General features: G+C 41.7%; 21 protein-coding genes and 1 tRNA gene. 11 read left to right on the forward strand and 11 right to left on the reverse strand.

Annotated elements, in window-relative coordinates; translation table 11 throughout:
* Positions 1–18 precede the first annotated feature (18 nt).
* Together WCY03_RS09945 and WCY03_RS09950 are read left to right on the forward strand one after the other, a co-directional pair.
* Positions 19–228: a hypothetical protein gene (locus WCY03_RS09945; RefSeq protein ID WP_345992565.1), complete on the forward strand. Its 210-nt coding sequence runs from the start codon at positions 19–21 to the stop codon at positions 226–228.
* A gap of 10 nt (positions 229–238) precedes the next feature.
* Positions 239–448 carry a hypothetical protein gene (locus WCY03_RS09950; RefSeq protein WP_345992566.1) on the forward strand — a complete coding sequence of 70 codons (210 nt, stop codon included), beginning with the start codon at positions 239–241 and terminating at the stop codon, positions 446–448.
* Here WCY03_RS09950 and WCY03_RS09955 read toward each other — a convergent pair.
* Together WCY03_RS09955 and WCY03_RS09960 are read right to left on the reverse strand one after the other, a co-directional pair.
* Positions 434–1,570 carry a HAMP domain-containing sensor histidine kinase gene (locus WCY03_RS09955; RefSeq protein ID WP_345992568.1) on the reverse strand — a complete coding sequence of 379 codons (1,137 nt, stop codon included), beginning with the start codon at positions 1,568–1,570 and terminating at the stop codon, positions 434–436. The two genes, WCY03_RS09950 and WCY03_RS09955, sit on opposite strands and share 15 nt — an antisense overlap.
* The gene (locus WCY03_RS09960; protein WP_345992569.1) at positions 1,563–2,213 is read right to left on the reverse strand and encodes a response regulator transcription factor; all 651 of its coding nucleotides are present in this window, start codon (positions 2,211–2,213) and stop codon (positions 1,563–1,565) included. Before WCY03_RS09960 ends, WCY03_RS09955 begins: the two co-directional genes overlap by 8 nt.
* A 71-nt stretch (positions 2,214–2,284) precedes the next feature.
* Here WCY03_RS09960 and WCY03_RS09965 point away from each other — a divergent pair, with 71 nt between their 5' ends.
* The 4 genes from WCY03_RS09965 to WCY03_RS09980 are packed head-to-tail and all read left to right on the forward strand — an operon-like array spanning position 2,285 to position 7,964.
* Positions 2,285–2,656: a FixH family protein gene (locus WCY03_RS09965; protein ID WP_345992571.1), complete on the forward strand. Its 372-nt coding sequence runs from the start codon at positions 2,285–2,287 to the stop codon at positions 2,654–2,656.
* An 11-nt stretch (positions 2,657–2,667) separates the two neighbouring features.
* Positions 2,668–3,858, forward strand: a complete 1,191-nt coding sequence (locus tag WCY03_RS09970; RefSeq protein ID WP_345992573.1) for a TolC family protein — start codon at positions 2,668–2,670, stop codon at positions 3,856–3,858.
* A gap of 2 nt (positions 3,859–3,860) precedes the next feature.
* Complete coding sequence (locus WCY03_RS09975) at positions 3,861–4,847, forward strand: efflux RND transporter periplasmic adaptor subunit (RefSeq protein ID WP_345992575.1); 987 nt, start codon at positions 3,861–3,863, stop codon at positions 4,845–4,847.
* 9 nt (positions 4,848–4,856) lie between these two features.
* Positions 4,857–7,964, forward strand: coding sequence for a CusA/CzcA family heavy metal efflux RND transporter (locus tag WCY03_RS09980; RefSeq protein WP_345992577.1), 3,108 nt, complete (start codon positions 4,857–4,859; stop codon positions 7,962–7,964).
* Positions 7,965–7,978: 14 nt separating this feature from the next.
* On the opposite strand, the gene WCY03_RS09985 is transcribed toward WCY03_RS09980, so the two are convergent.
* The 3 genes from WCY03_RS09985 to WCY03_RS09995 are packed head-to-tail and all read right to left on the reverse strand — an operon-like array spanning position 7,979 to position 11,002.
* On the reverse strand, positions 7,979–8,797 hold the full coding sequence (locus WCY03_RS09985) for a GGDEF domain-containing protein (RefSeq protein WP_345992579.1): 819 nt from the start codon (positions 8,795–8,797) through the stop codon (positions 7,979–7,981).
* A 19-nt stretch (positions 8,798–8,816) separates the two neighbouring features.
* Positions 8,817–10,202 (reverse strand): FAD-linked oxidase C-terminal domain-containing protein, encoded by a 1,386-nt coding sequence (locus tag WCY03_RS09990; protein ID WP_345992580.1) that lies wholly within the window; start codon positions 10,200–10,202, stop codon positions 8,817–8,819.
* Positions 10,199–11,002, reverse strand: a complete 804-nt coding sequence (locus WCY03_RS09995; protein ID WP_345992582.1) for a plasminogen-binding N-terminal domain-containing protein — start codon at positions 11,000–11,002, stop codon at positions 10,199–10,201. Before WCY03_RS09995 ends, WCY03_RS09990 begins: the two co-directional genes overlap by 4 nt.
* A gap of 146 nt (positions 11,003–11,148) precedes the next feature.
* Between WCY03_RS09995 and WCY03_RS10000 the strand changes: the two genes are divergently transcribed.
* Genes WCY03_RS10000 through WCY03_RS10020 form a run of 5 tightly spaced genes read left to right on the forward strand, consistent with a single transcriptional unit; the run spans position 11,149 to position 14,608 of the window.
* A complete protein-coding gene (locus tag WCY03_RS10000; RefSeq protein ID WP_345992584.1) occupies positions 11,149–12,369 on the forward strand; it encodes a peptidoglycan DD-metalloendopeptidase family protein in 1,221 nt (406 codons plus the stop codon).
* 28 nt (positions 12,370–12,397) lie between these two features.
* Entirely contained in the window at positions 12,398–12,961 is a 564-nt protein-coding gene (locus WCY03_RS10005) for an NUDIX hydrolase (protein ID WP_345992586.1), read from the forward strand.
* Positions 12,962–13,011: 50 nt separating this feature from the next.
* A complete protein-coding gene (locus WCY03_RS10010; protein WP_345992587.1) occupies positions 13,012–13,572 on the forward strand; it encodes a CheB methylesterase domain-containing protein in 561 nt (186 codons plus the stop codon).
* 2 nt (positions 13,573–13,574) lie between these two features.
* The gene (locus tag WCY03_RS10015; RefSeq protein WP_345992589.1) at positions 13,575–14,360 is read left to right on the forward strand and encodes a CheR family methyltransferase; all 786 of its coding nucleotides are present in this window, start codon (positions 13,575–13,577) and stop codon (positions 14,358–14,360) included.
* Positions 14,361–14,398: 38 nt separating this feature from the next.
* Positions 14,399–14,608, forward strand: coding sequence for a hypothetical protein (locus WCY03_RS10020; protein ID WP_345992591.1), 210 nt, complete (start codon positions 14,399–14,401; stop codon positions 14,606–14,608).
* A gap of 4 nt (positions 14,609–14,612) precedes the next feature.
* On the opposite strand, the gene WCY03_RS10025 is transcribed toward WCY03_RS10020, so the two are convergent.
* The 6 genes from WCY03_RS10025 to WCY03_RS10050 all read right to left on the reverse strand — a co-directional run bounded on the left by WCY03_RS10025 (position 14,613) and on the right by WCY03_RS10050 (position 20,636).
* Positions 14,613–14,697, reverse strand: a tRNA-Leu gene (locus WCY03_RS10025).
* 60 nt (positions 14,698–14,757) lie between these two features.
* On the reverse strand, positions 14,758–15,072 hold the full coding sequence (locus WCY03_RS10030) for a F0F1 ATP synthase subunit C (protein ID WP_345992593.1): 315 nt from the start codon (positions 15,070–15,072) through the stop codon (positions 14,758–14,760).
* A 111-nt stretch (positions 15,073–15,183) separates the two neighbouring features.
* Complete coding sequence (locus WCY03_RS10035) at positions 15,184–17,358, reverse strand: polyribonucleotide nucleotidyltransferase (protein ID WP_345992594.1); 2,175 nt, start codon at positions 17,356–17,358, stop codon at positions 15,184–15,186.
* The gene (locus tag WCY03_RS10040) at positions 17,355–18,011 is read right to left on the reverse strand and encodes a phosphoribosyltransferase (RefSeq protein ID WP_345992596.1); all 657 of its coding nucleotides are present in this window, start codon (positions 18,009–18,011) and stop codon (positions 17,355–17,357) included. Before WCY03_RS10040 ends, WCY03_RS10035 begins: the two co-directional genes overlap by 4 nt.
* Positions 18,011–20,194, reverse strand: coding sequence for an LPS assembly protein LptD (gene lptD / locus WCY03_RS10045; RefSeq protein WP_345992598.1), 2,184 nt, complete (start codon positions 20,192–20,194; stop codon positions 18,011–18,013). Before lptD ends, WCY03_RS10040 begins: the two co-directional genes overlap by 1 nt.
* Positions 20,187–20,636: an RDD family protein gene (locus tag WCY03_RS10050; protein ID WP_345992599.1), complete on the reverse strand. Its 450-nt coding sequence runs from the start codon at positions 20,634–20,636 to the stop codon at positions 20,187–20,189. Before WCY03_RS10050 ends, lptD begins: the two co-directional genes overlap by 8 nt.

Below are 20,636 nucleotides of genomic sequence, written 5' to 3' on the forward strand. Positions count from 1 at the left end.
CCTATAAAAGGATTTGATATGGATGTGATACAAAAAGAACTGGCAGGCAGAAAAGAAGAGATACAAAACGCTCTTGAGCTCCTGTTTAAAGCAAATATGAAAATAAGCGACTGGGATGTTCCCGAAGCCGACGACAATAAGGCGGCAAACATCTTGATAGATATCTTACAAGAAAAACTTGACGACATCCGCCAAGACGTAAAGTCCGGCAAATACAAAAACTACTAAGGAGAGAGTTATGAGTTCACACAAAGACCATACCCATTTACAAAAGATAAAAGAGGAAGTAGAAAAAGCACCTCATCTAAGCGAAGATGAAAAATCCGAAACGATAAAGCGTATCGAAGAATGGATAGCTGAAGACAGAGCTGAAGGTACTTTTTATGAAGAACTTCTCGAGATAACAAAAGGGATCAAACCGATCTTGGCGGAGCTAGGACTCATCTGAGACCGCCTCCCAGCTAAGCTTAAAACTGCTGCCTTGATTGAGTCTGGATTCTACTTCTATCTTTATACCCGCTTCGTCGCATATCTGTTTGACGATACTGAGCCCCACGCCAAAACCGCCTGCGAGCTTAGAACCCCTCTCATAAAGATCAAATATCCTTTTTAAACTTTCCTGTTCGATACCGACACCCTCATCTTGTATGAGAAATCTGTTTTTTGTCAAAGTAAGCGTTATCCTTTTATCGGGCATAGAGTATTTTATGGCGTTTGAGAGAAGGTTCGAAAAAAGAAGCCTTGCCCTGTCTTCATCCATCTTCAAAAACGCATCTTCCATATGCAGGATAATAGCGATGTTCTTTGCAAGACAAAGCTCACTGTAAAATTCCACAACCTCTTTTATTATCTCTTTTAGATTTATTGTCCGTACTTCTTTTGATCTGTCCGAAAAGCTGAGATATGAAAGGGATCTGTATATGGTGTAGAGCTGTTTGGTGCTGATGGAGATATTTTTTAGTATCTTCTCGTCGTAAACACCTTTTTGCATCGCCCTTTTTGAGCTCATCTGCAGCGCGGTGACGGGAGTATTTAGCTCATGAGAGATATCTTGGATAAACTGTTCGATCTGCAGGACTTTTTGATGGATCGGACGCATAAAAAGCTTCGCCAGTACAAACGAGATCAAAACTATCAGCAAAAATATGACCGTCATCACGGATAAGACCTCTTTTCTCAAAGAAAGCAGTTTTTTATGATATTCGTCCGTTTTGACCACGACATATCTGATATTCAGATGTTCCTGAGGAGAGGTCGATGCTAAAAACGTATAGCCGTTTTCCTGAAAATAACTGTTTTGAAATACCCGCTTCTCATCCGTTCTTACCAAAAAATATTCATACCCCTCTTCAAGTCTTGGAATTTTTAAAACAGTGCCGTGCATCTGTGCGTTGATGATAAGCCCGCTTATGGTATCGCTGTAGTGTTGCAGTTTATAGTAAACGGTGTTTTCCAATGCGTTTTTTTGAGCTTTATAGTACCAAAAACCCGACATCGCCAGAAATAAAAACGACGAACCGATGTATAGCAGTAAAAAAGATGAAAAAGACCTTTTCTCTAACCTATTCAAATCTGTACCCTTCGCCTCTTATATTTATGATATGCTCTTTACCCACATATTTTCGAAGCTCTTTTATAAGCGTACGCACTGCATCCGATGAGGGCAGATCATCATACTTCCAAAGATTTTGAAGTATCTCGTCCGTACTTACTACACGGTTCTTATGTTTGTAAAGATAGAGCAGAAGCTCACTCTCTTTGGCCGTCAGATGAAACAGGTGTTTTGAAGTTTTGAGGATATGCGTCTGGGTATTTAGCTCCATCTCTTCGCCTATAATCAGCGTTTGGTTCAATCCGAAATGCTTTTTAATGTTTTCTATACGGGCAGAAAGTTCCTCAAGCTCGAAGGGCTTTCGTATAAAATCGTTTCCTCCCGATGCGAACGCTTTTGTCAGATATTTCGTATCATGAAAAGCCGTTATAAAGATAGTCGGCGTCTCGTCATAAAAGCTCCGAAGTTCTCGCAACAGGGTCAATCCGTCTCCGTCCACGACGTTGATATCGAAAATATACAGATCGTACGAATTGTCTTCGCTGAGTCTGAGAGCTTCTTGCATACTGTACGTATGCGTCACGCTGTGTGATTCTTGCAGAAAATCTATCAGTATGTCCGATAAGACCGTATCGTCTTCTAGCAGTAAAATTTTCATCATAAAGTATTATAACTCACAAACTCCTCACAAACCTCAAATATAATTATATGAAAACAAAAAAAGGATTCGATATGAAAAAATTACTAAAAATATTTACGGCTCTTATCCTCACAGTAACGCTTCTTCAAGCCGCGGCTTTTGAAAAAACGGTACAAGGAGGCAAAACGGAGGTAACAATCAGTTCCGAAAAACCTCTCACTCCCGGTAGTAATACACTTCTTTTACATCTAAAATACAAAGACGCAAAAGTAAAGGTCAAAGCATTCATGCCCGAGATGCCCGGGATGCCCCGCATGGAGCAAGAGGTAGAAGCAAAATCATTAGGAAACGGAAACTATGAAGCTCGTATAGATTTTTCTATGAGCGGAACCTGGCAGGTATGGATATACATCGCTCCTGCCGAAGGTAAAAAAGTGCGTATAAAAACATCGCTTAATATCTAAAGAAGCAGATGATGAAAACGTTTCTGTCTTTACTTTTTCTGATGTCTTTGCTGCAAGGCGATACCCTTGAGGGTATCATAGAGTACAGTTTGAACCATCATGGTTCTTTAAAAAGTATACAGGAGCGTCTTTCTGCTGTCGAAAATGAAAAAAACCGTGCCAGAAACTTTTCCAATCCCGACATCTCTTTTACCGTAAGCGACATACAGTTCGACAACCCTTCTGATCGTACACTCGAACCGATGCAGTTCAGTGCCGTGAACATCAAACAAAAGATTCCCTATTTCGGCAAAAGAGATGCTCAAGAGCAGAAGGTCGATTCTAAAAAAAGATTTTTGGATATGAGTCTTGAAAATCTAAGATCTGAGCTGAAAAAAGAGATACGAATAACGGCCTATTCGCTCTGGGATGTCCAAAAACAGCTTGGTATCTTAGATTCTTATATCAACATCACAAACCAAAACATTGCACTGGACGAAGCCTACAACATCACTTCAAGCAACACCCATCTGGCACTGATGTCGGCAAAGCTCGCCCTTAGCGATCTTATGATCAAAAAAAGCTCTCTACAGACTCTCAAAAACTCGCTTTATGAAAAACTCTCTTATCTTGCGGGCAGAAAAGTTAAAACTCTGGACATATCTTTGAGTGTGGATAAACCGCAGAACCTTACGTTTTATGAGAACAGAGTGCTCGATTCAAGCGCCCTGCATGTAAGGGATGCAGAAGTAGAGATACAAAAAGCGGATCTTCACATAAAAGAGCTTGCTGAGAAGATCGATCCTTATATACAAGCCGGGTATTACTACAGAGAAAATCATCCGGATTATGCGACCGTGACCGTCGGTGCATCACTGCCGCTATACGGCAGTGAAAAAGAGAGCCGCGAAGAAGCAAGAAAGCTGCTTCTTGCAAAAAGTTCGCAAAGAAATGACTTAAAAGAAAAGCTGGTCTCCCGTATCGCACAGCTTTACGAAAATCTGCAAAAGAACTACAAAGTATACAAGATCATAACAGATCAATCCATGCCGCAGATAGAACATCTTTTCGAGCTTGTCGACAGTTCGGTAAAAAGCGGCGACACGCTTTTTGAGTATATCGATATGCTGGGCAAAAAGCTTAAACTCGAAGAACAGCTTATACAGGTGACGGCCGAATTCAATAAAACCAAAGCATCTCTTGATGCACTGACGGGAGAATGATTATGAAAATACTGACGATCCTACTTCTTTTATACACTTTTTTGTTCTCAAAAGAGGTAACGGTAAAACAGCTTTTTAACGTCCAGACCGTAAAAGTAAAAAAAACTGAGAGTTCACAGACTAAAAAGTATTACGGCTACATAAAAGAGAACGATTCCAATATCTATGACGTAACACCGAGATTCGGCGGATATATCGAAGATCTTAAAGTTGACAAGCGTTATGAATATGTCAAAAAAGGTGCTCTTTTGGCAACAGTCTACTCGCCGGAGGTCCTACGTGCAAAAGAGGAGTACCTAAACACTTTAAAATATATACGAAAGATCCCCAACAAAGCGATGCTTGAAAGTGCCAAAGAGAAGCTTCTGCTTCTGGGCGTTTCCGCACAAGAGGTCGACGATATAAAGATCGACTGCAAAGTATCGCGACATACGAACATCTACGCGCCTGCAAGCGGCTATATATTTGAAAAAAATATCGTAAAAGGTTCTGCATTTTCGATGAAACAAAAGCTTTTTACCATCGTAAATCTAAAAGACGTATGGGCGGAAATCTCGATCATGCCTCAAGATATCCCTCTTATTCCAAAATTTACGGATTTTAAAGTAGTTTCTCCGGTAGGAGATTTCAAAGCATATAAGGAAAATCTCTACCCGATGCTGAGCAAAAAAGACGCTCTCTCGATTCTAAGGCTCGATGTTAAAAACAAAGACGATGCACTGCTTCCAAATATGTACGTGACCGTAATAGCAAAAATGAAACAAAAAAGCTATCTCACGCTTCCATCGACCGCTGTCATCTTTAAGAACAAAAAATACTATGTCTTTATAAAAGGTGAATATGAAGGAGAATACGAACCAAAAAGCGTGGATGCAAAAGAACTGAATGCACAGACATACATCGTAAAAGGTCTCAATGAAGGTGATGAAGTCGTAAACAACGCTCTGTTTATGATGGACAGCGACGCACAGATAAACGGGCTGTATTAGGAGTCTATGATGATCGAAAAACTGATAGGATTCAGCGTCAAAAACAGATTTTTACTTCTGACTTTTACACTTGTACTCATTGGAAGCTCGATCTGGTCGATGAGAAACACCTCTCTTGACGCACTTCCGGATATCTCTCCCCCACAAGTCATACTGCAGCTAAAATGGGCGGGACAATCACCCGACATCATAGACAGGCAGGGTACTTACCCGATCATCACCGCCCTTCTTTCCACACCGGGCGTAAAAACGGTCAGAGGATTTTCAAGCTATGAGAACGCCCTTGTCTATATCATCTTTAAAGAGGGCAGCGACATCTACGAAGCCAGAAGCAGAGTTCTCGAGCAGCTTTCATCCATAGGTTCCACTCTGCCAAAAAGTCTGCATGTTTCTCTTGGACCCGATGCAAGCGGCGTAGGCTGGGTATATGAATATGCTTTGTCCTCTAAAACCAAGAACCTCTCTGAACTGAGGACTCTGCAGGATTACTATTACAAAAATGCTCTTTTAGGCGTTGACGGAGTAAGCGAAGTAGCGGCCGTAGGCGGATTCATACCGACGTATCAAGTAAGCATAAACAACGACATGCTCGTGCGCTACAATCTAGGGATACAGGACGTTGTAAAAATACTCAAAAAAAATAACGATAACACGGGTGGACGCATAGTCGTAAAAAACGGTTATGAATGGATGGTACAGGCAGAAGGCTATGTAAAGGACCTAAATGATATAAGGAACCTCGTCATAACCGAAAAAAACGGCACGCCTCTTACCCTCGGAGACATAGCAAGAGTGGAAAAAGTTCCGGCAAGCAGACGCGGTATCGCCGATCTTGACGGCAAAGGAGAAGTCGTCGGCGGAATAGTCATAGTCAGATACGGCGCAGATGTCTACAAAACCATACAAAACGTAAAAAAAAGACTGAGCCAGCTTCAAGTCGAGGGGGTGAAGGTGACAACGGTCTATGATCGCTCCGGCTTGATAGATAAAGCGGTGGATACACTGAAACATACGCTTTTTGAAGAGTCTCTCATAGTTATTGTCGTCATCGCGCTGTTTTTGATGCATCTAAGAAGTTCGCTTATCGTACTTATCATCCTGCCCATCACGATCGGTATGACATTTTTGCTTATGAAGCTCTTTGGTATCGGTTCGAACATCATGAGTCTTGGAGGTATCGCGATCGCGATCGGTGCGATGGTCGATGCGTCCATCATCATGATAGAAAATGCGCATCAGACACTTCACAAACTGCAGACAACAGGCGAAATAGGTAAACAAGAGAGAATCGACGCCATCATAAAGTCCTCTCAGCTCGTCGGACGTCCCATCTTTTTTGCGCTTATCCTGGTCGTCGTCTCCTTTCTTCCCATCTTCTCTTTGACGGGACAGGAGGGGATGCTATTTACGCCTCTGGCATTTACCAAAACTTTTGCAATGAGTGCGGGAGCGATACTCTCCATCACTCTTGTACCCGTACTGATGATCTACTTTTTGGGAGGGAAAATACCTTCGGAAGAAAAAAACATCTTAAACAAAATTTTTACCTATATCTATCGTCCTCTGCTTACTTACGGATTAAAATTCAAATATATCGTTTTAGTCCTGCTTTTTGCCTCGCTGGCTTACATGTACCCTCTTTTTAATTCTTTAAAATGGGAGTTTATGCCGACTCTCAACGAAGAGACGTTCATGTATATGCCCGTGACCCCGTATGGAACCAGCATCGATATGAGCAAAGAACTCACACAAAGAACCGACAAGATACTTAAAAGTTTCCCCGAAGTAAACACCGTCTTTGGAAAAGGGGGACGAGCAGATACGGCAACGGATCCCGCTCCTCTTGGAATGCTTGAAACCATCATCACTTTTAAACCGCAAAACGAATGGCCAAAAGGAATGACATACAAAAAACTTCAAGACGAGATGGAAAACGCCTTGCATGTACCGGGGCTTGTCAACTCCTGGACATATCCCATCAAAGGGCGTATAGATATGCTTTTAAGCGGTATCCGCACACCCATAGGAATAAAACTCTACGGCGACGATGCAAAAAAACTGCAGCTCTATGCGGGAGAGATAGAACAAAAGCTCAAAGCACAGAAGATGACGATGTCCGTTTTTGCAGACAAGACCACTGCCGGATACTATTTAAATATAGACATAAACGAAGAGGCACTCAAAAGATATGCTCTCACCAAAGAGGCTCTGCTTGATTACACATCTTTTGCCGTAGGCGGTGCAAAAATATCGACGATGTACAAAGGTCTTGAACGCTATTCGATAACAATGAGACTTGAGGATAACGAAAGAGATTCCCTTGATTCCATCAAAAATATCATGATAAAGACGCCTCTTGGTTTCGTACCTTTGTCGACCTTTGCGAATATCTCCTACAAAGAGAGCCCCTCCATCATAAAAAGCGAGATGGCGATGCCCGTCACCTATATTTATATCACGCCCAAAGACGGAGTGAGTTCTTCTGAATATAAAAAGATGGCACAAAAGGTTTTAAAAAACATCAAACTTCCAGGCGGCTATTATACGGAATTTGCCGGAGAAAGCGAGTATCTAGAATCTGCGATGGCAAAGATAATCTGGATAATCCCGGCAGTCACCCTTATCGTACTGCTTCTGATCTACTTTGCACTAAAAGATATCATAGCATCGCTTATCGTATTTTTCACTCTTCCTTTTGCGCTTCTTGGCGGACTTATATATATGGATATGCTGCATTTTAGCATGAGCATAGCCGTGATCGTAGGGTTTCTCGCACTTCTTGGTATCGCATCGGAATCTGCTATAGTGATGATCGTCTATCTGCAGCAAAGCGTCAAAAATTCTCTGCAAAAAAACTCCGAAGCTTTCAGCGCAGCCAATCTGAAAGACGCCATATATGACGGCGCGCTAAGAAGACTCCGTCCTAAGCTTATGACGGTTTTTGCCATCATTGCCGGTCTTTTGCCCATTATGTACTCTCAAGGCGTGGGCAGCGAGATCATGCAGCGCATTGCAGCACCTATGATCGGAGGGATTATCACCTCTTCGGTACTGAGTCTGGTCATCATTCCGATACTATATGAAATTTACATAAAACAAAGATATCTTAAAAGATAACTTTGTGCATCAGATCATTTGGACAAAACAGATCTGTGTCTGAGCTTCTCTTTGTCCTCATACATCAAAGAATCTATGACGGTTAAAATATCTTGAAAATTGTCATTCTTTTTAAACGGCGTTATACCGTAAGAGTAACTGGTACGAAAACTGTTCTCTTTAAATTTCAGCTCTTTTTTCATGATAAGCTCTCTGTTTTTATGCATGATGTCTTCTACATTTTTTAACGACAGCGTATCGTCAAAGATAAGCAAAAACTCGTCACCGCCGTAGCGTATCAGATCCCCTTTTGTCTTTTTGAGGTGCATTGCCGCGAATTCAAGGACCTTGTCTCCTGCGATATGTCCGTAGTTATCGTTTATATCTTTAAAATAGTTCATATCTATGAGTACAATGATCCCGCCGTAATTGAAATGTTCGCTGCCGTTGATATATTTAGTATACAGCCATTGTCTGTTGTTGGCTTTTGTCAAAGTATCCGTAAAAACGGATTTTTTAAGTTTTTCGACCTCTTTGCGAAGAGAGGTCATCTCTTTTACCACCTCTTCAAGTCTGTTTTCATCTTTATTTTGGATAGCGGAAATAGCTTCTTTCGTGCTGTTGTCGAGTTTTGCTATGTTTGACGAGGTGTTTTCCTGAATGCTGTTTATCATAGAAACTCTTTCATCGAGTATCTTGTTTATCAGCTGCTCTTCATCATCAAGTTTTATATCATGTTTTAGCAGCAGATTCGTAAAAAGGGCTTTGTATAAAAGAGGCGGAGCGATGTCGATATCCGTCAACTGGTATTTTACTTCATTTGTAATTTCCGTCAGCTCTTTTTTGTTTTTCATCACATATCCGTTATTATCTTTAATCAAGCCCCATTTTCGAAGGGTTGAGTATATTATTTGGATCGAACGCTTTTTTTATCGATCTAAAAAGGTTCATCTCAGCATCGGTAAAAGCCATATGCATATACGGTGCCTTTGCCAGACCTATCCCATGTTCGCCGCTCAGTGTTCCGCCTAAGTCTATTGTAGCCTGAAATACCTCTTCAATAGCTTTATAAGCGATCTTTACCTGCTCTGGGTCTTTGCCGTCGACCATGACGTTTGTATGCACGTTTCCGTCTCCCGTATGTCCGAAGCAGGGAATCTTCACGTTATATTTATCGGCAATCGCATAAAACTTCTCAAGCAGTGCAGGAAGAGCCGAACGGGGAACCGTTACGTCCTCGTTTAGTTTTTTGCTTCCGTAAACACTGAGTGACGGCGATGCGTTACGTCTGGCAAACCAAAGATCCGCCGCTTCGGCTTTTGTCTGAGCAACTTTAAACTCGCTGCATCCGTTTTCACGGAAGACCTTTTCTATCTGTGCAAGCTGAAAATCAAGATCGTCTTCCATATTCGCGTCGACATCGGTTACCAAAATAGCTCCTGCATCAACGGGAAGTCCTTTTTGGAATGTCTGCTCCACCGCGCGGATGGTAAGATTGTCCAAAAACTCCATCGCAACGGGAGTCACACCGCTTGCCATCGTCTTATAGACGGCTTCCATAGCCTGATGCACGCTGTCAAATATCCCCATGGCAGTCTTTGTGAGCTTGGGCTTTGAAAGAAGTTTCAAAGTTATCTCCGTAGTAACGGCCAGCGTTCCCTCAGAAGCTATCAAAATTCCCGTTATGTTATACCCTGCGACGTCCTTGATGGTTTTTTTGCCTGCTTTTATGATATCGCCGTTGGCCAAAACGGCACGCATCGCCATCACGTAATCTTTCGTGATGCCGTATTTCGCCGCACGCATCCCTCCTGCGTTTTCACTCACATTTCCGCCGATCGTCGAATAATCCTGACTTGCCGGATCGGGCGGATAAAAAAGTCCCACCTCTTCGACCGCGCGCTGCAGCTCCATATTTATGACGCCCGGCTGAACCACCGCGACCATGTTCTGCATATCGATCTCGAGGATCTTGTTCATATGTTTTTCCATAGCAAGCACGATGCCTCCGCTGCTTGGAAGAGCCCCGCCAGTAAAACCGCTGCCGGCTCCGCGGGGAACTATAATGATTTTGTGTTCGTTGCAGTATTTTAAAATATCGCTGACATCTTGTTCATGACGGGGAAAGATGACCGCATCAGGCTCGAAACGCTCGCGGGTCGCGTCGTAGGAATACGCCAAAAGATGTGCTTTGTCGCTGTAGATATTCTCTTTTCCTACAATATTTGCAAAGTTTTCTAAGTGTTTTTGATCTATCACTTTTCATCCTTCATATCAAAATCATCCAAAAGAGAACTCAACTTCTGCTCTTTGTTTTTTATCAGATCATACAGCTCTTTGTTTTTCGGATTGTTCTTCACCAAAAGCTCATAATAATAAGGATCATATGCTTTTAGTTTACTGCTCCCCGATCCAAACCAGTTCGCATTGATCTGCTCGACTCGTGAGTAAAACGGTAACTGCAGCGATTCTTGTTTCAAAGGAGCCTTTGTGATCTGCAGTATCGTCATACTTTTGCAGTCAAGGGTAAAAAGATTTTCATGGATATAAAAATAGAGAAGCCCTGCCGATGAGATACTGCACATATTGTTAAAATCCTCTTTTAAAGGCGTAGGATGCCCGTTAAAAGATAATACCGTCGCAAAAAGATCCGGATGCACCCATTCAAGTGTAGGCAGCGCTTTTGTAATGCGGTGGTATATCTCTTCATTGGGCGCGATCAAAAGTGCACGCGAATAACCGAAAGCCAGCACGACCTCATCGCCGACAGAGACCTTCCATTTTCCGCTGGGCAGAGAGTTTTGTTTCAATGCATCGTAATCGCTTAGTTTCAGAGTAGCTATCTTTGTTTTTTTATCAAACCCGCTTACAACGGCGTTTTTCAGTATTATACTATGCTCTTTATTTAGATGTTTTACGACAAAACCGCTCATGCCTACATCGATATTATCTATCTTTATGGTGGCTTTATCGCCATCTACACTTATGATCGGCTGCGACATGGAATTGGCAAAACCGACGAAAAACAGTGACAAAAACAATATCAGATATCTACCCATAAAAACTCTCTCTTTTTTTCATTGGATTATATCAAAGAAACCTTAGACTTCTTGCTTAACTTATCAGATTTGATAAAGAGGCAAAGAAGTCTTTTATAAGTCAAGTTTTGATAGTCTTACACAATATTTTATTTTTAGGTTACTTGATGCTACGTTTGCTGCTATTATTTTTTATTCCGATGGCTCTTTTTTCATCGCAGGTTAAAAATCTTCGTTGGGATGACGGAGAAACTTACCTGATGTTCCTTCAAAGATTGAACCTCTCAAACAAACCGCTATATTATAATCTGGACAAAGATGACAAACAGATCACCGAAGAGATAAGAACGGGCGTTAACTATCAGATACTAGAAGATGCAAACGGTACGATCGAACAGATCCTGATCCCCGTCAATGACGAGCTTCAGATCCATATTACAAAAAACAAGGACGATCTCGGATTTGAAGTGATCCCCATTATCAGCGAAACAAGAAAAGAAGCTTTTACCCTTGAGATAAACAACTCCCCCTATTACGATATCATAAAAGCCACCAACTCAAAAAAGATCGCACAGATCTTCGTAGAAGGATTTAAAAACTCTCTCAATTTCAAAGTGGATGTCCATAAAGGAGACAAGCTCGTTATGATCTATGACAGAATGTATAGATTGGGCCGGCCTTTTTCCATGCCCACACTTGATGTCTCGATGATACAACTGGGTAAAAAACGCCACTACGTATACAGATACACGGACGACAGGTTTTATGACGAAAAGGGAGCGGAAGTGGAAGGTTTCCTACTCGCCCGCCCGGTCAGAGGAGCAAGAATAAGCTCAGGATTCACGCTGAAGCGATGGCATCCAATTCTTCATAAATACCGCGCACATCTGGGCATAGATTACGCCGCGCGTCCCGGAACACCCATCATGGCAGCCGGAAGCGGCAGGATCATATTTTGCGGAAGAACAAACGGCTACGGCAACTTGATCAAAATAGCACATGGCGACGGTTACGTAACACTTTACGCTCATCAAAAAGCCTTTAGACACGGGATCAGACGCGGAAAATACGTCAAGCAGGGGCAGATCATAGGGTATGTGGGGACAACGGGTCTTTCAACCGGACCTCATCTTCATTTCGGACTCTACAAAGACGGACGCGCAATCAATCCAGCACGCGTCGTAAGGGTCACTACCAACAAACTCAAAGGCAAGGACAAAGTCGCATTTGAAAAGCTCAAAGAGAATCTCAATCAAAGTATCGATCTCTACCTCAAAGCAAATACGAAACCTATCGCTTTAGGAAAATATGAACCAGTCTACTATGTAGACAAAAACGGCAACCAGATAGAACCAAAGAAGGAACAACCAGTCAAAGTAAACCAATGATCCTTCTAGTAAAGATGCAGGAGAGCATATGAGTCCGACTATAAAAGAGACCGCACGACTAAAAAACCCCTCTTTTGTCAAACCTCTTTTGATCCACTACAAACAAAACGGCATCCATAGAACATGGGAAGCGGTAAAAAGCCATGACAGTGTCTCTATACTGCTTTATAACACGGATCTGGATACCTTTGTGATTGTCAAACAGTTCCGCCCTCCTGTTCTTCTGAGTAACGAGACAGACGGCATGATGTACGAACTTTGCGCAGGTATCGTAGACAAAGAGCTTTCCCTTAAAGAGATCGCAAAAGAGGAGATCCTCGAAGAGTGCGGTTATGACGTACCCTTGGAAAAAATAGAAGAGATAACCTCGTTTTACACTAGCGTAGGCATCTCAGGAGCGAAACAGACGCTTTTTTACGCAATTATCGATGAAAAGATGAAGCAAAACGAAGGCGGCGGGCTTGAAGAGGAAAGCATTGAGGTCGTACATATAAAAAAAGATGAAGCAAAACGGTTCGTTTTGGAGAAAAAATACCAAAAAACACCCGGATTAATGGTAGCTTTTTATTGGTTTTTTGACCAAAACAACTAAAATATGTATATAATCATAGTATGCAGACCATGAACTCAATTGAGGACAAAATGCGCAAGCTGATACTTATCGGTTCTTCGACCGGAGGACCCGGACATATAGAAAAGATACTCTCTTCACTGCCAAAAGACTTTGATGCGACCATTATAATCGCACAACATATGGGTGATGAGTATCTTCCGAGTTTCGCGACCAGACTCGACAGAGAATCGAAACTCAAGGTCTCTTTAGCCGAGAACGGACAAGAGATAAAGAGTTCGCATATCTATATCTGCACTAAAAAAAGTGAGATCCAATACGGCAAAACGATGAACTTTATCGTCTCAGAGAATATGCAAAGCAATTACAATCCCAGTATAAACGCTCTGTTTGATTCAGCCGTAAATATAGATTCTTCGTGCGAAATTCTGGCAATTATATTGACAGGAATAGGCGATGACGGAGTAAAGGGGATAAAAAATCTCTCCGGGAGCGGCAGAGAAACTATCGCCGAATCCCATAAAAGTGCTGTGGTCTACGGTATGCCTAAAAGAGCAGCGGAAGCTGTAAAAGAGATCAAGGTCCTCTCGCTTGACGAGATCATAAACTATATAAATAAGTTTGGAGCTTAGAGATGCTGAGCAGATTTTTTAAAAAGAAACAAGATACCGTTACGGAAGAAAAAACAACGGTTCTTGAAACCGAAGACTATACCGACGTCTCGCCAATCGCCCGATATATCAAAGAACAGACGGGAATAAACTTCGACAGACAGCTAGGCATCTTAAGAAGCAAGATGACAAGCTTCTGTAAGATACGATATATAAGAAGCTTTCAAACCTGCCTGACAAAAGTTCATGAAGATTCTTCGTTTAAACAGGAACTTATTAATTACCTTACAACGAATGAAACATATTTTTACAGGGAAGTTTCACAAATAGAAGATTTTGTAAAGTGTATAAAAAGCGAAAATAAAAAGGTTTCCGTTTTATGCGCGCCATGTTCGAGCGGAGAGGAACCGTACTCTCTTGTAATCGCACTTTTAGAAGCAGGTATTTCGGCGGAGAAATTTAATATCACCGCCATAGACATAAGCACAGATGCCCTTGAGATGGCAAAAAAAGCTCTCTATAAAGAAAGAAACGTAAAAAACATCGACAACAATATCCGATCGAAATATTTTGACTTTAAAGAAAATACATACGCTCTTAAAGATTTTGTAAAGGGGCAGGTGATGTTCAAACAGGTGAATATTTTTGATAAAGAATTTTTAGAACTCGGAAGATTCGATTATATCTTTTCAAGAAATATGCTTATCTATTTTGATAAAGAGACAAAACAAAAAGCAAGAGGTATCTTGGAATCGATGCTAAAAGACAAAGAAAAAAAGATCTATTTCGGTCATGCCGATCTATATTAAAAAAATGAAAATCCAATCGCTCATAAAAAGGTGCGAAAATGCTGATCAAAGTGTGTAAGAACTACTCTAAAAAAAATAAATTCATCAAAAAACTCTCTTTAAATTTTCCTGATACACAGATAAAAGTGAAATCATGCATAGGGATGTGCAAACATTGCAGATCACTGCCTACGGCAAATATAGACGGCAAAAAATTCAAAAAGAAAAGTATTAAGAAATTTATAAAAGCGGTAAAAAAAGAGATTTAAACAATGGTGCGCACGGGGAGATTTGAACTCCCACACCCGTAAGGCACTACCCCCTCAAGGTAGCGTGTCTACCGTTCCACCACGTGCGCAAAAAGAAAAGTTTTTAAAAGGATGTCAGCCGAAGCTGACAAGAGATATTTTTAAGTTGATTAACCTAAAAACGGGTTTGCATATAATGCGATTAGAGCAACGACAAGTGTATAGATAACTTGCGCTTCGATCATTGCTAGAGCGATGAACATTGTAGTCATTAGCTTTCCGCCAAGACCCGGGTTACGTGCAGTACCAGCGATTGTAGCAGCAGCAGTATGACCCATACCGATAGCTCCACCTAGTGCAGCAAGACCAAGACCAACACCTGCAGCGACTACTGAGTACGCTTTTAAAGTTTGGTTTGCAACTTCACCGTCAGCAGCGAAAGCAGCACCGGCTAAAGCCAGCATTAAAAATAGAATCTTTTTCATATGTTTCTCCATAAAAATTTAAACAAAGTCCGTTCGGCTTGCGTATCCCTACTTATCACTTTGAACGCGCAATTGTACACAAAATAAGTTTAAGATATATTTAGAGACGCTTTAATGTGCACGTCCCAAACCGATCTTATTTCCTTTAAACTCTAATATCTCGACCTTTATGGCATCTCCCTCGCTGAGTACGTCTGAAACTTTCTCTACTCTGCCCTCAGAGATCTTGGAGATGTGCAAAAGACCGTCCACTCCGCCTGGAAGTTCGATAAATGCTCCGAAATCAACTATTTTTTTGACTTTTCCATCGACTATATCACCGACCTTATACTCTACTTTGTTTACTTTTGCCGATGATGCAATATTTTCAATATGTTCTTGTGCTGCAGAAAGTGAGTCTTTGTTCGTTCCCGAAAGTTTCACCTTACCCACTTTTTTATCTATGTCGATCGCTACTTCGAATTTTTCGATGATCTCGCGTATCGTTTTGCCCGCTTGTCCTATGATCTCGCCTATGATTCCAGGATCGACATGAAAGATGCTCGTAGTCGGCAGGACTCCGTCGTTAAACTCGATGTTGCCGATAGCTTCGTTCATAATATCTAAAATATGAATACGCCCCTCTTTTGCCTGATAAAGAGCTTTTTTGAGTATATCCAGACTGATTCCGCCGAGTTTTATATCCATCTGCATCGCAGTGATACCCTCTTTGGAACCCGTCACTTTAAAGTCCATATCCCCGTCATGGTCTTCAAGACCCATGATATCGCTCAGTATTACATGCTTGTCACCTTCGCTGACCATTCCCATAGCGATTCCCGCGATAACGTCCGATGTCTCTATATCTGCCGCACGAAGCGCCATATAACCGCCGCAGACCGTTGCCATCGATGAAGAGCCGTTTGATTCAAGGATCTCGGAAACCAAACGTATCGTCTCTCCCTCCATATCCAAGATAGGTTCTAGTGCGCGTTTTGCAAGATTTCCATGTCCGAGTTCCCTGCGTCTTGGAGCACCGATAGGCGAAGCTTCACCGACAGAAAAGCCGGGAAAATTATAATGCACCATAAAGTTTTCGTTTTGAGTACCGGAATCCGTAAGATTTTCGTACATCTGAGCGTCTTTTGGTCCGCCCAATGTAAGAGCGACAAGGGCCTGGGTCTGACCGCGGGTGAACAGACATGACGAGTGTGCAGAAGGAAGCACGTTCGTATCTATCGTAATAGGACGAACCTGATCAACCGCTCTGCCATCAGCACGTATATTATCCTGCAAAATCATCTTTCTTACTACATCGCGTTTTACGGTCTCTATGGCATTTTTAAGATCAAGCTCGCACCATTGGGGCTGTTCTTTTAATATCTCTTTTCTCAATGTTCTCAAAGCCGTTGAACGTTCGCTCTTAGCCATCTGTACAAGCGCCGCTTTTATATCGGAGATATGTTTTTGTGCCACATAAGCGACCATCTCTTCATTGATGAAATGTGCTTTTAACTCTAAAGGCTTTACTGCTTTGCAGTATGGAGCAAACTCCTGCTCATAAAGAGTATTTGATTCTTTTAATATTGTTTGAGCCTTGGCAAGGATATCTATGAGTTCATCTTCTGGCATCGCATTTGAGGAGTGTCTTTGCATGGTTTGGGCTATCAAAGCGGGATCCAGCATAGGATCGACCATAGGAGCGTCTATCATCTCTACTTCCGTTGACCCGAGAGACCTCATCTCTATCATCAGCATGTCGTCTTTAGTACCCGAAAGATACAGATCGAATGTCGAATCGTTCAGCTCCTTGATCGTCGGATTGAATTTCAACTCTCCCTCGATCTTGGCAACGCGCACGGCGCTCACACTAGTCGATATATCGATATCTGAAACATATAAAGCGGCAGAAGCAGCGTTTAGTGCCAGGACTTGAAGATCGGCATCCTCATCGACACTTAAGACCATAATGGAGATCTGAGTCGGATAACCGAAACCTTTTGGAAAGATCGGTCTAAGAGATCTATCTACGATGCGTGATGTCAATGTTTCAAAATCGCTCGGTTTTGTTTCGCGTTTAAAAAATCCGCCGGGGATCTTCCCTGCCGCGTATGTTTTTTCTATATACTGAACCGTCAAAGGTAAAAAATCATCCTCTACCACTTCTGTCTCGTCTATAACTACGGTAGCGAGCATAACGGTATTTTTGCATCTCAGCCACGCCGCACCGTTTGCCTGACGTGCTACATCATTGAAGGAATAATTTTCCTCTTTGTTTGCCAGTGCTAAATTAACATCGTATTTCAATTTTTATCTCCTAATAGTTTTTCGATAGTCTCGTTATCTACGTCGTCCAGATCCTCGTAATAACATTTTGTCTGGACATAATCTTCTATCGCTTGGATATAAAAGATATTGTCCGCCAAAGGTTCAAGAGCTTCCAAAACAGCTTTGGGAACTATAGGCACTGCGATATATACGGCTTTAGGCTGCATCGCAAGAACCGTTTTTAGTCCGAGCATGAACTTGCAGCCCGTTTCGCTGCCTTCATCCACAAGTAAAACGACCTTGTCTCTCAAAGGCATAAGCTGTCTGCCTTTTCTATACCTGTAAGTATAACTTAAAATTTTATCTTCATGCTTTCTATGTGCTTCACCGTAAATATAATCATACTCTATCCCAAACGAACCGACTAACTCCTCATTGATAACGATCTCTTCGGTTTCACTTACCCGGGCGACTTCACACTCTTCATTATTAGGGGCATAAATAGAAGCACTGAACAGAAAATCCATCTTATTTTGTGTCTTGTTCGTAAGATATGATGCAAGAACAAGTCCTCCTGAAGAAAGAGCTATAACTTTCCAGTCTTCACTTTTCATCTGCTGCATCGGAATGATATCTTTTAATCTTGCTGCGGCATCTTCTCTGTTTTCGAGCATAACACTGTTACATTTCATCACTGCCCTTTTGCAGAACTCGGGATTCTATAGTTTAGCTCCGAACCGCCTATCGGCTTTAAGGTTATCGTAAAAAAGATATATCTGTCATCTATAGAGGATGCAGTATTTGCCGCGGTAAGTATCGGTCTTACGTTTTCTACATATCTAAGTCCGAAATCCCAGCATCTTTTTGAATACAAAAATCCTATCTCGGAACTTTTCTTCACCGCCGCTTGAACATCGTAGTTGTATGAACCGAAATAACTGTAATGGTCGTTATATTTGTAACTGAAGCTCGATGTCAGATATTTGGTGTATCTTGGAGCCGCACCGACCGTCAAAGGATCTATAAAACTGTCTTTATACAGATATGAAAGACTTATTTTCACTCCTTCATTGGTATAACCTATGGTGTTTATCGTTTTTGAGATCAGATGTTGATCGTAGTTATAAAACGTATCGTTATAGTAGTTTACGGTTTTGGTCACTTTATAGTCGAGCTCGTTCTCTATCTCGCCGAGCTTGCCTTTACCCGTTGCATAAGATATCTGCTGAGAGACCCTGTGGTACAAAAATTGGTCGCCGTTTTCGTCAAAAAGGTATTGGGAAAGATCGAGCCCGACTTTTTCAACAACATCACTTATGCTGTAAAACTCACAATCCACCGAAGTCGGGTCGTTGGTGCACTCGTCCGCTCTTGTTTTATAATATCCGTATTTGGCATCGGAACCCGGTTTGACATACTCTGCACCGAAGACCACGGTATGCGTCACATTGTCATAAGCTCTTGTCAGGTTCGTATTGATGTTAAAGACATTATACTGCCTTAAAAAAATGCCGTCTTCGTATACGTTTGGATCCTGTCCCGAATCTCTGTCCACCGGTCCGCTGAACGTAGTATGTTCGGCATAAAGCTGCGACGCATAGCTTAGATTGATATATTCGTCCGCGATCGAGGTTTGAAGCTCTACGGGGATATTTACCGAGCTTCTAAGAGCATTTTTGCCGACCTCTCTGTAAAAGTTTGTCGATGAGAAATCTATGTCGTATGTCAGATGATCATCTAAAAGTGTCGAAAGATAGTTATGATACTGAATCGTAGGCAGTTTTTGTATCGTTCTGGCATTGCTTTGCAAAGAGAGGTTCAAATAATACTTGAAATATGCACCGAAATAGTTTCTGTCGGTATTATAAAACATATTTACCTGAGAGAGGATCTGGTTCGAAGTTACATTGTTTATAGTGTCTGCTGTGGAGAGATTTATATAATCGACATCGTTCATCCAGCTTATGTCGGCATATATGCCCGATTGTCCTTTTAAACCGAAACCGAACCATCTGTCTAAAAAGTCGCCGTTATTGTATTTGAAATTTACTCCGTAATGAGTTTCATGCGCCAGATTGTTTAAGTTGACATAACTTCTCTGCTCTTTAAAATATCCCGTCGTGATGGACCCTCTTGATATCTTGGAATCTGCAAATCTAAAGGTTTCGTATGATCCATATCCGCGGGAAGTTCTTATCTGCGGTTTGATCTCCAGATCCCACCAGTTCTGCACAGCGATATAGATAGGCTGTTCATAATAAAAACCTTCGTCTGAGGAGATACCAAATGCCGGGATAAGAAGCCCCGAGCGTCTTGTTGTATCCAAAGAATAGCCGAAATACGGCATATAGAAGATTGGGATATCGTAGATGTAAAGTCTGGCGTTGTAAAGGTTCATCCATTTATCGGTCGCATCGTAATTTGATGAACTGAACTTTATCTTCCAAAGAGGGTTGTTCGGATTACATCCCGATACCATCCCCGACCTCACATCAAAAAAAGTATCTTTTATGTGCCCCTTATCGGCACTGAGCCAAAGTTCGCTTTTTTGTTCAAGCATATAAAACGGCTTAAAGATTCTCTCTTTGTTTTTAATATTTAATTTTGCATAATCACCTAAAAGCTGATAGTTGGACCCTTGCGTCGCTCTGACATTCCCAAAAAGCTCCAAATTACCGTTTTGTCTGTCATAAACGGCGTCTTGCGCGCTTATGTAATAATCTTTGTATAAGACGATAACATCGCCGCTGGCTTTGACTATGCTCGCCTGATTATCGATGTTGGTCGCATAGACTTCTACTTTATCAGCTTTATCGGCACCAAAAAGATAAAGCGGCAACAGCAGCAGCAGCAGAAGCAGGCATACCTTACGCATCGATCACCAAGGTTTTTGCAGTTAGATCGTGCCATGCTTGTCTGGAAGGGTTCATAACACCCCACAAAAATCCCAGATAAAATATCATTTCACTGATAACTCTAAAGACAGCTCTGTTAAAAGATACGATTATCCCCGGCTTCTCCAAGGTCATGATCTCTATCACTTTTATTTTTGTGACTATCTTTCCTATACTGGCGCCGTACAAAGCGACGAAAAAAGTCTGATAGACTATTTTCAACGCCATATATTCCAGAACAAAAGAGTTTGTAAGGTCTATCATCTGTTCGATATTCGTCGCCTGAACGAAATACTTCCATATAATGGCGATAAAGATGATAGACAAGAGCACCTCGTCGATAAAAAAAGCCAAAGCACGCTTTTGTATGGATGCCAATACGAACTGTTCCCGATCAAGCAGGTTCTCTATCTCTTCGTTCAT

Origin of the sequence: Sulfurimonas sp. HSL-1716 (genome assembly GCF_039645975.1) — a bacterium.
In the GTDB taxonomy this organism is placed as follows: Bacteria; Campylobacterota; Campylobacteria; order Campylobacterales; family Sulfurimonadaceae; genus Hydrocurvibacter; species Hydrocurvibacter sulfurireducens.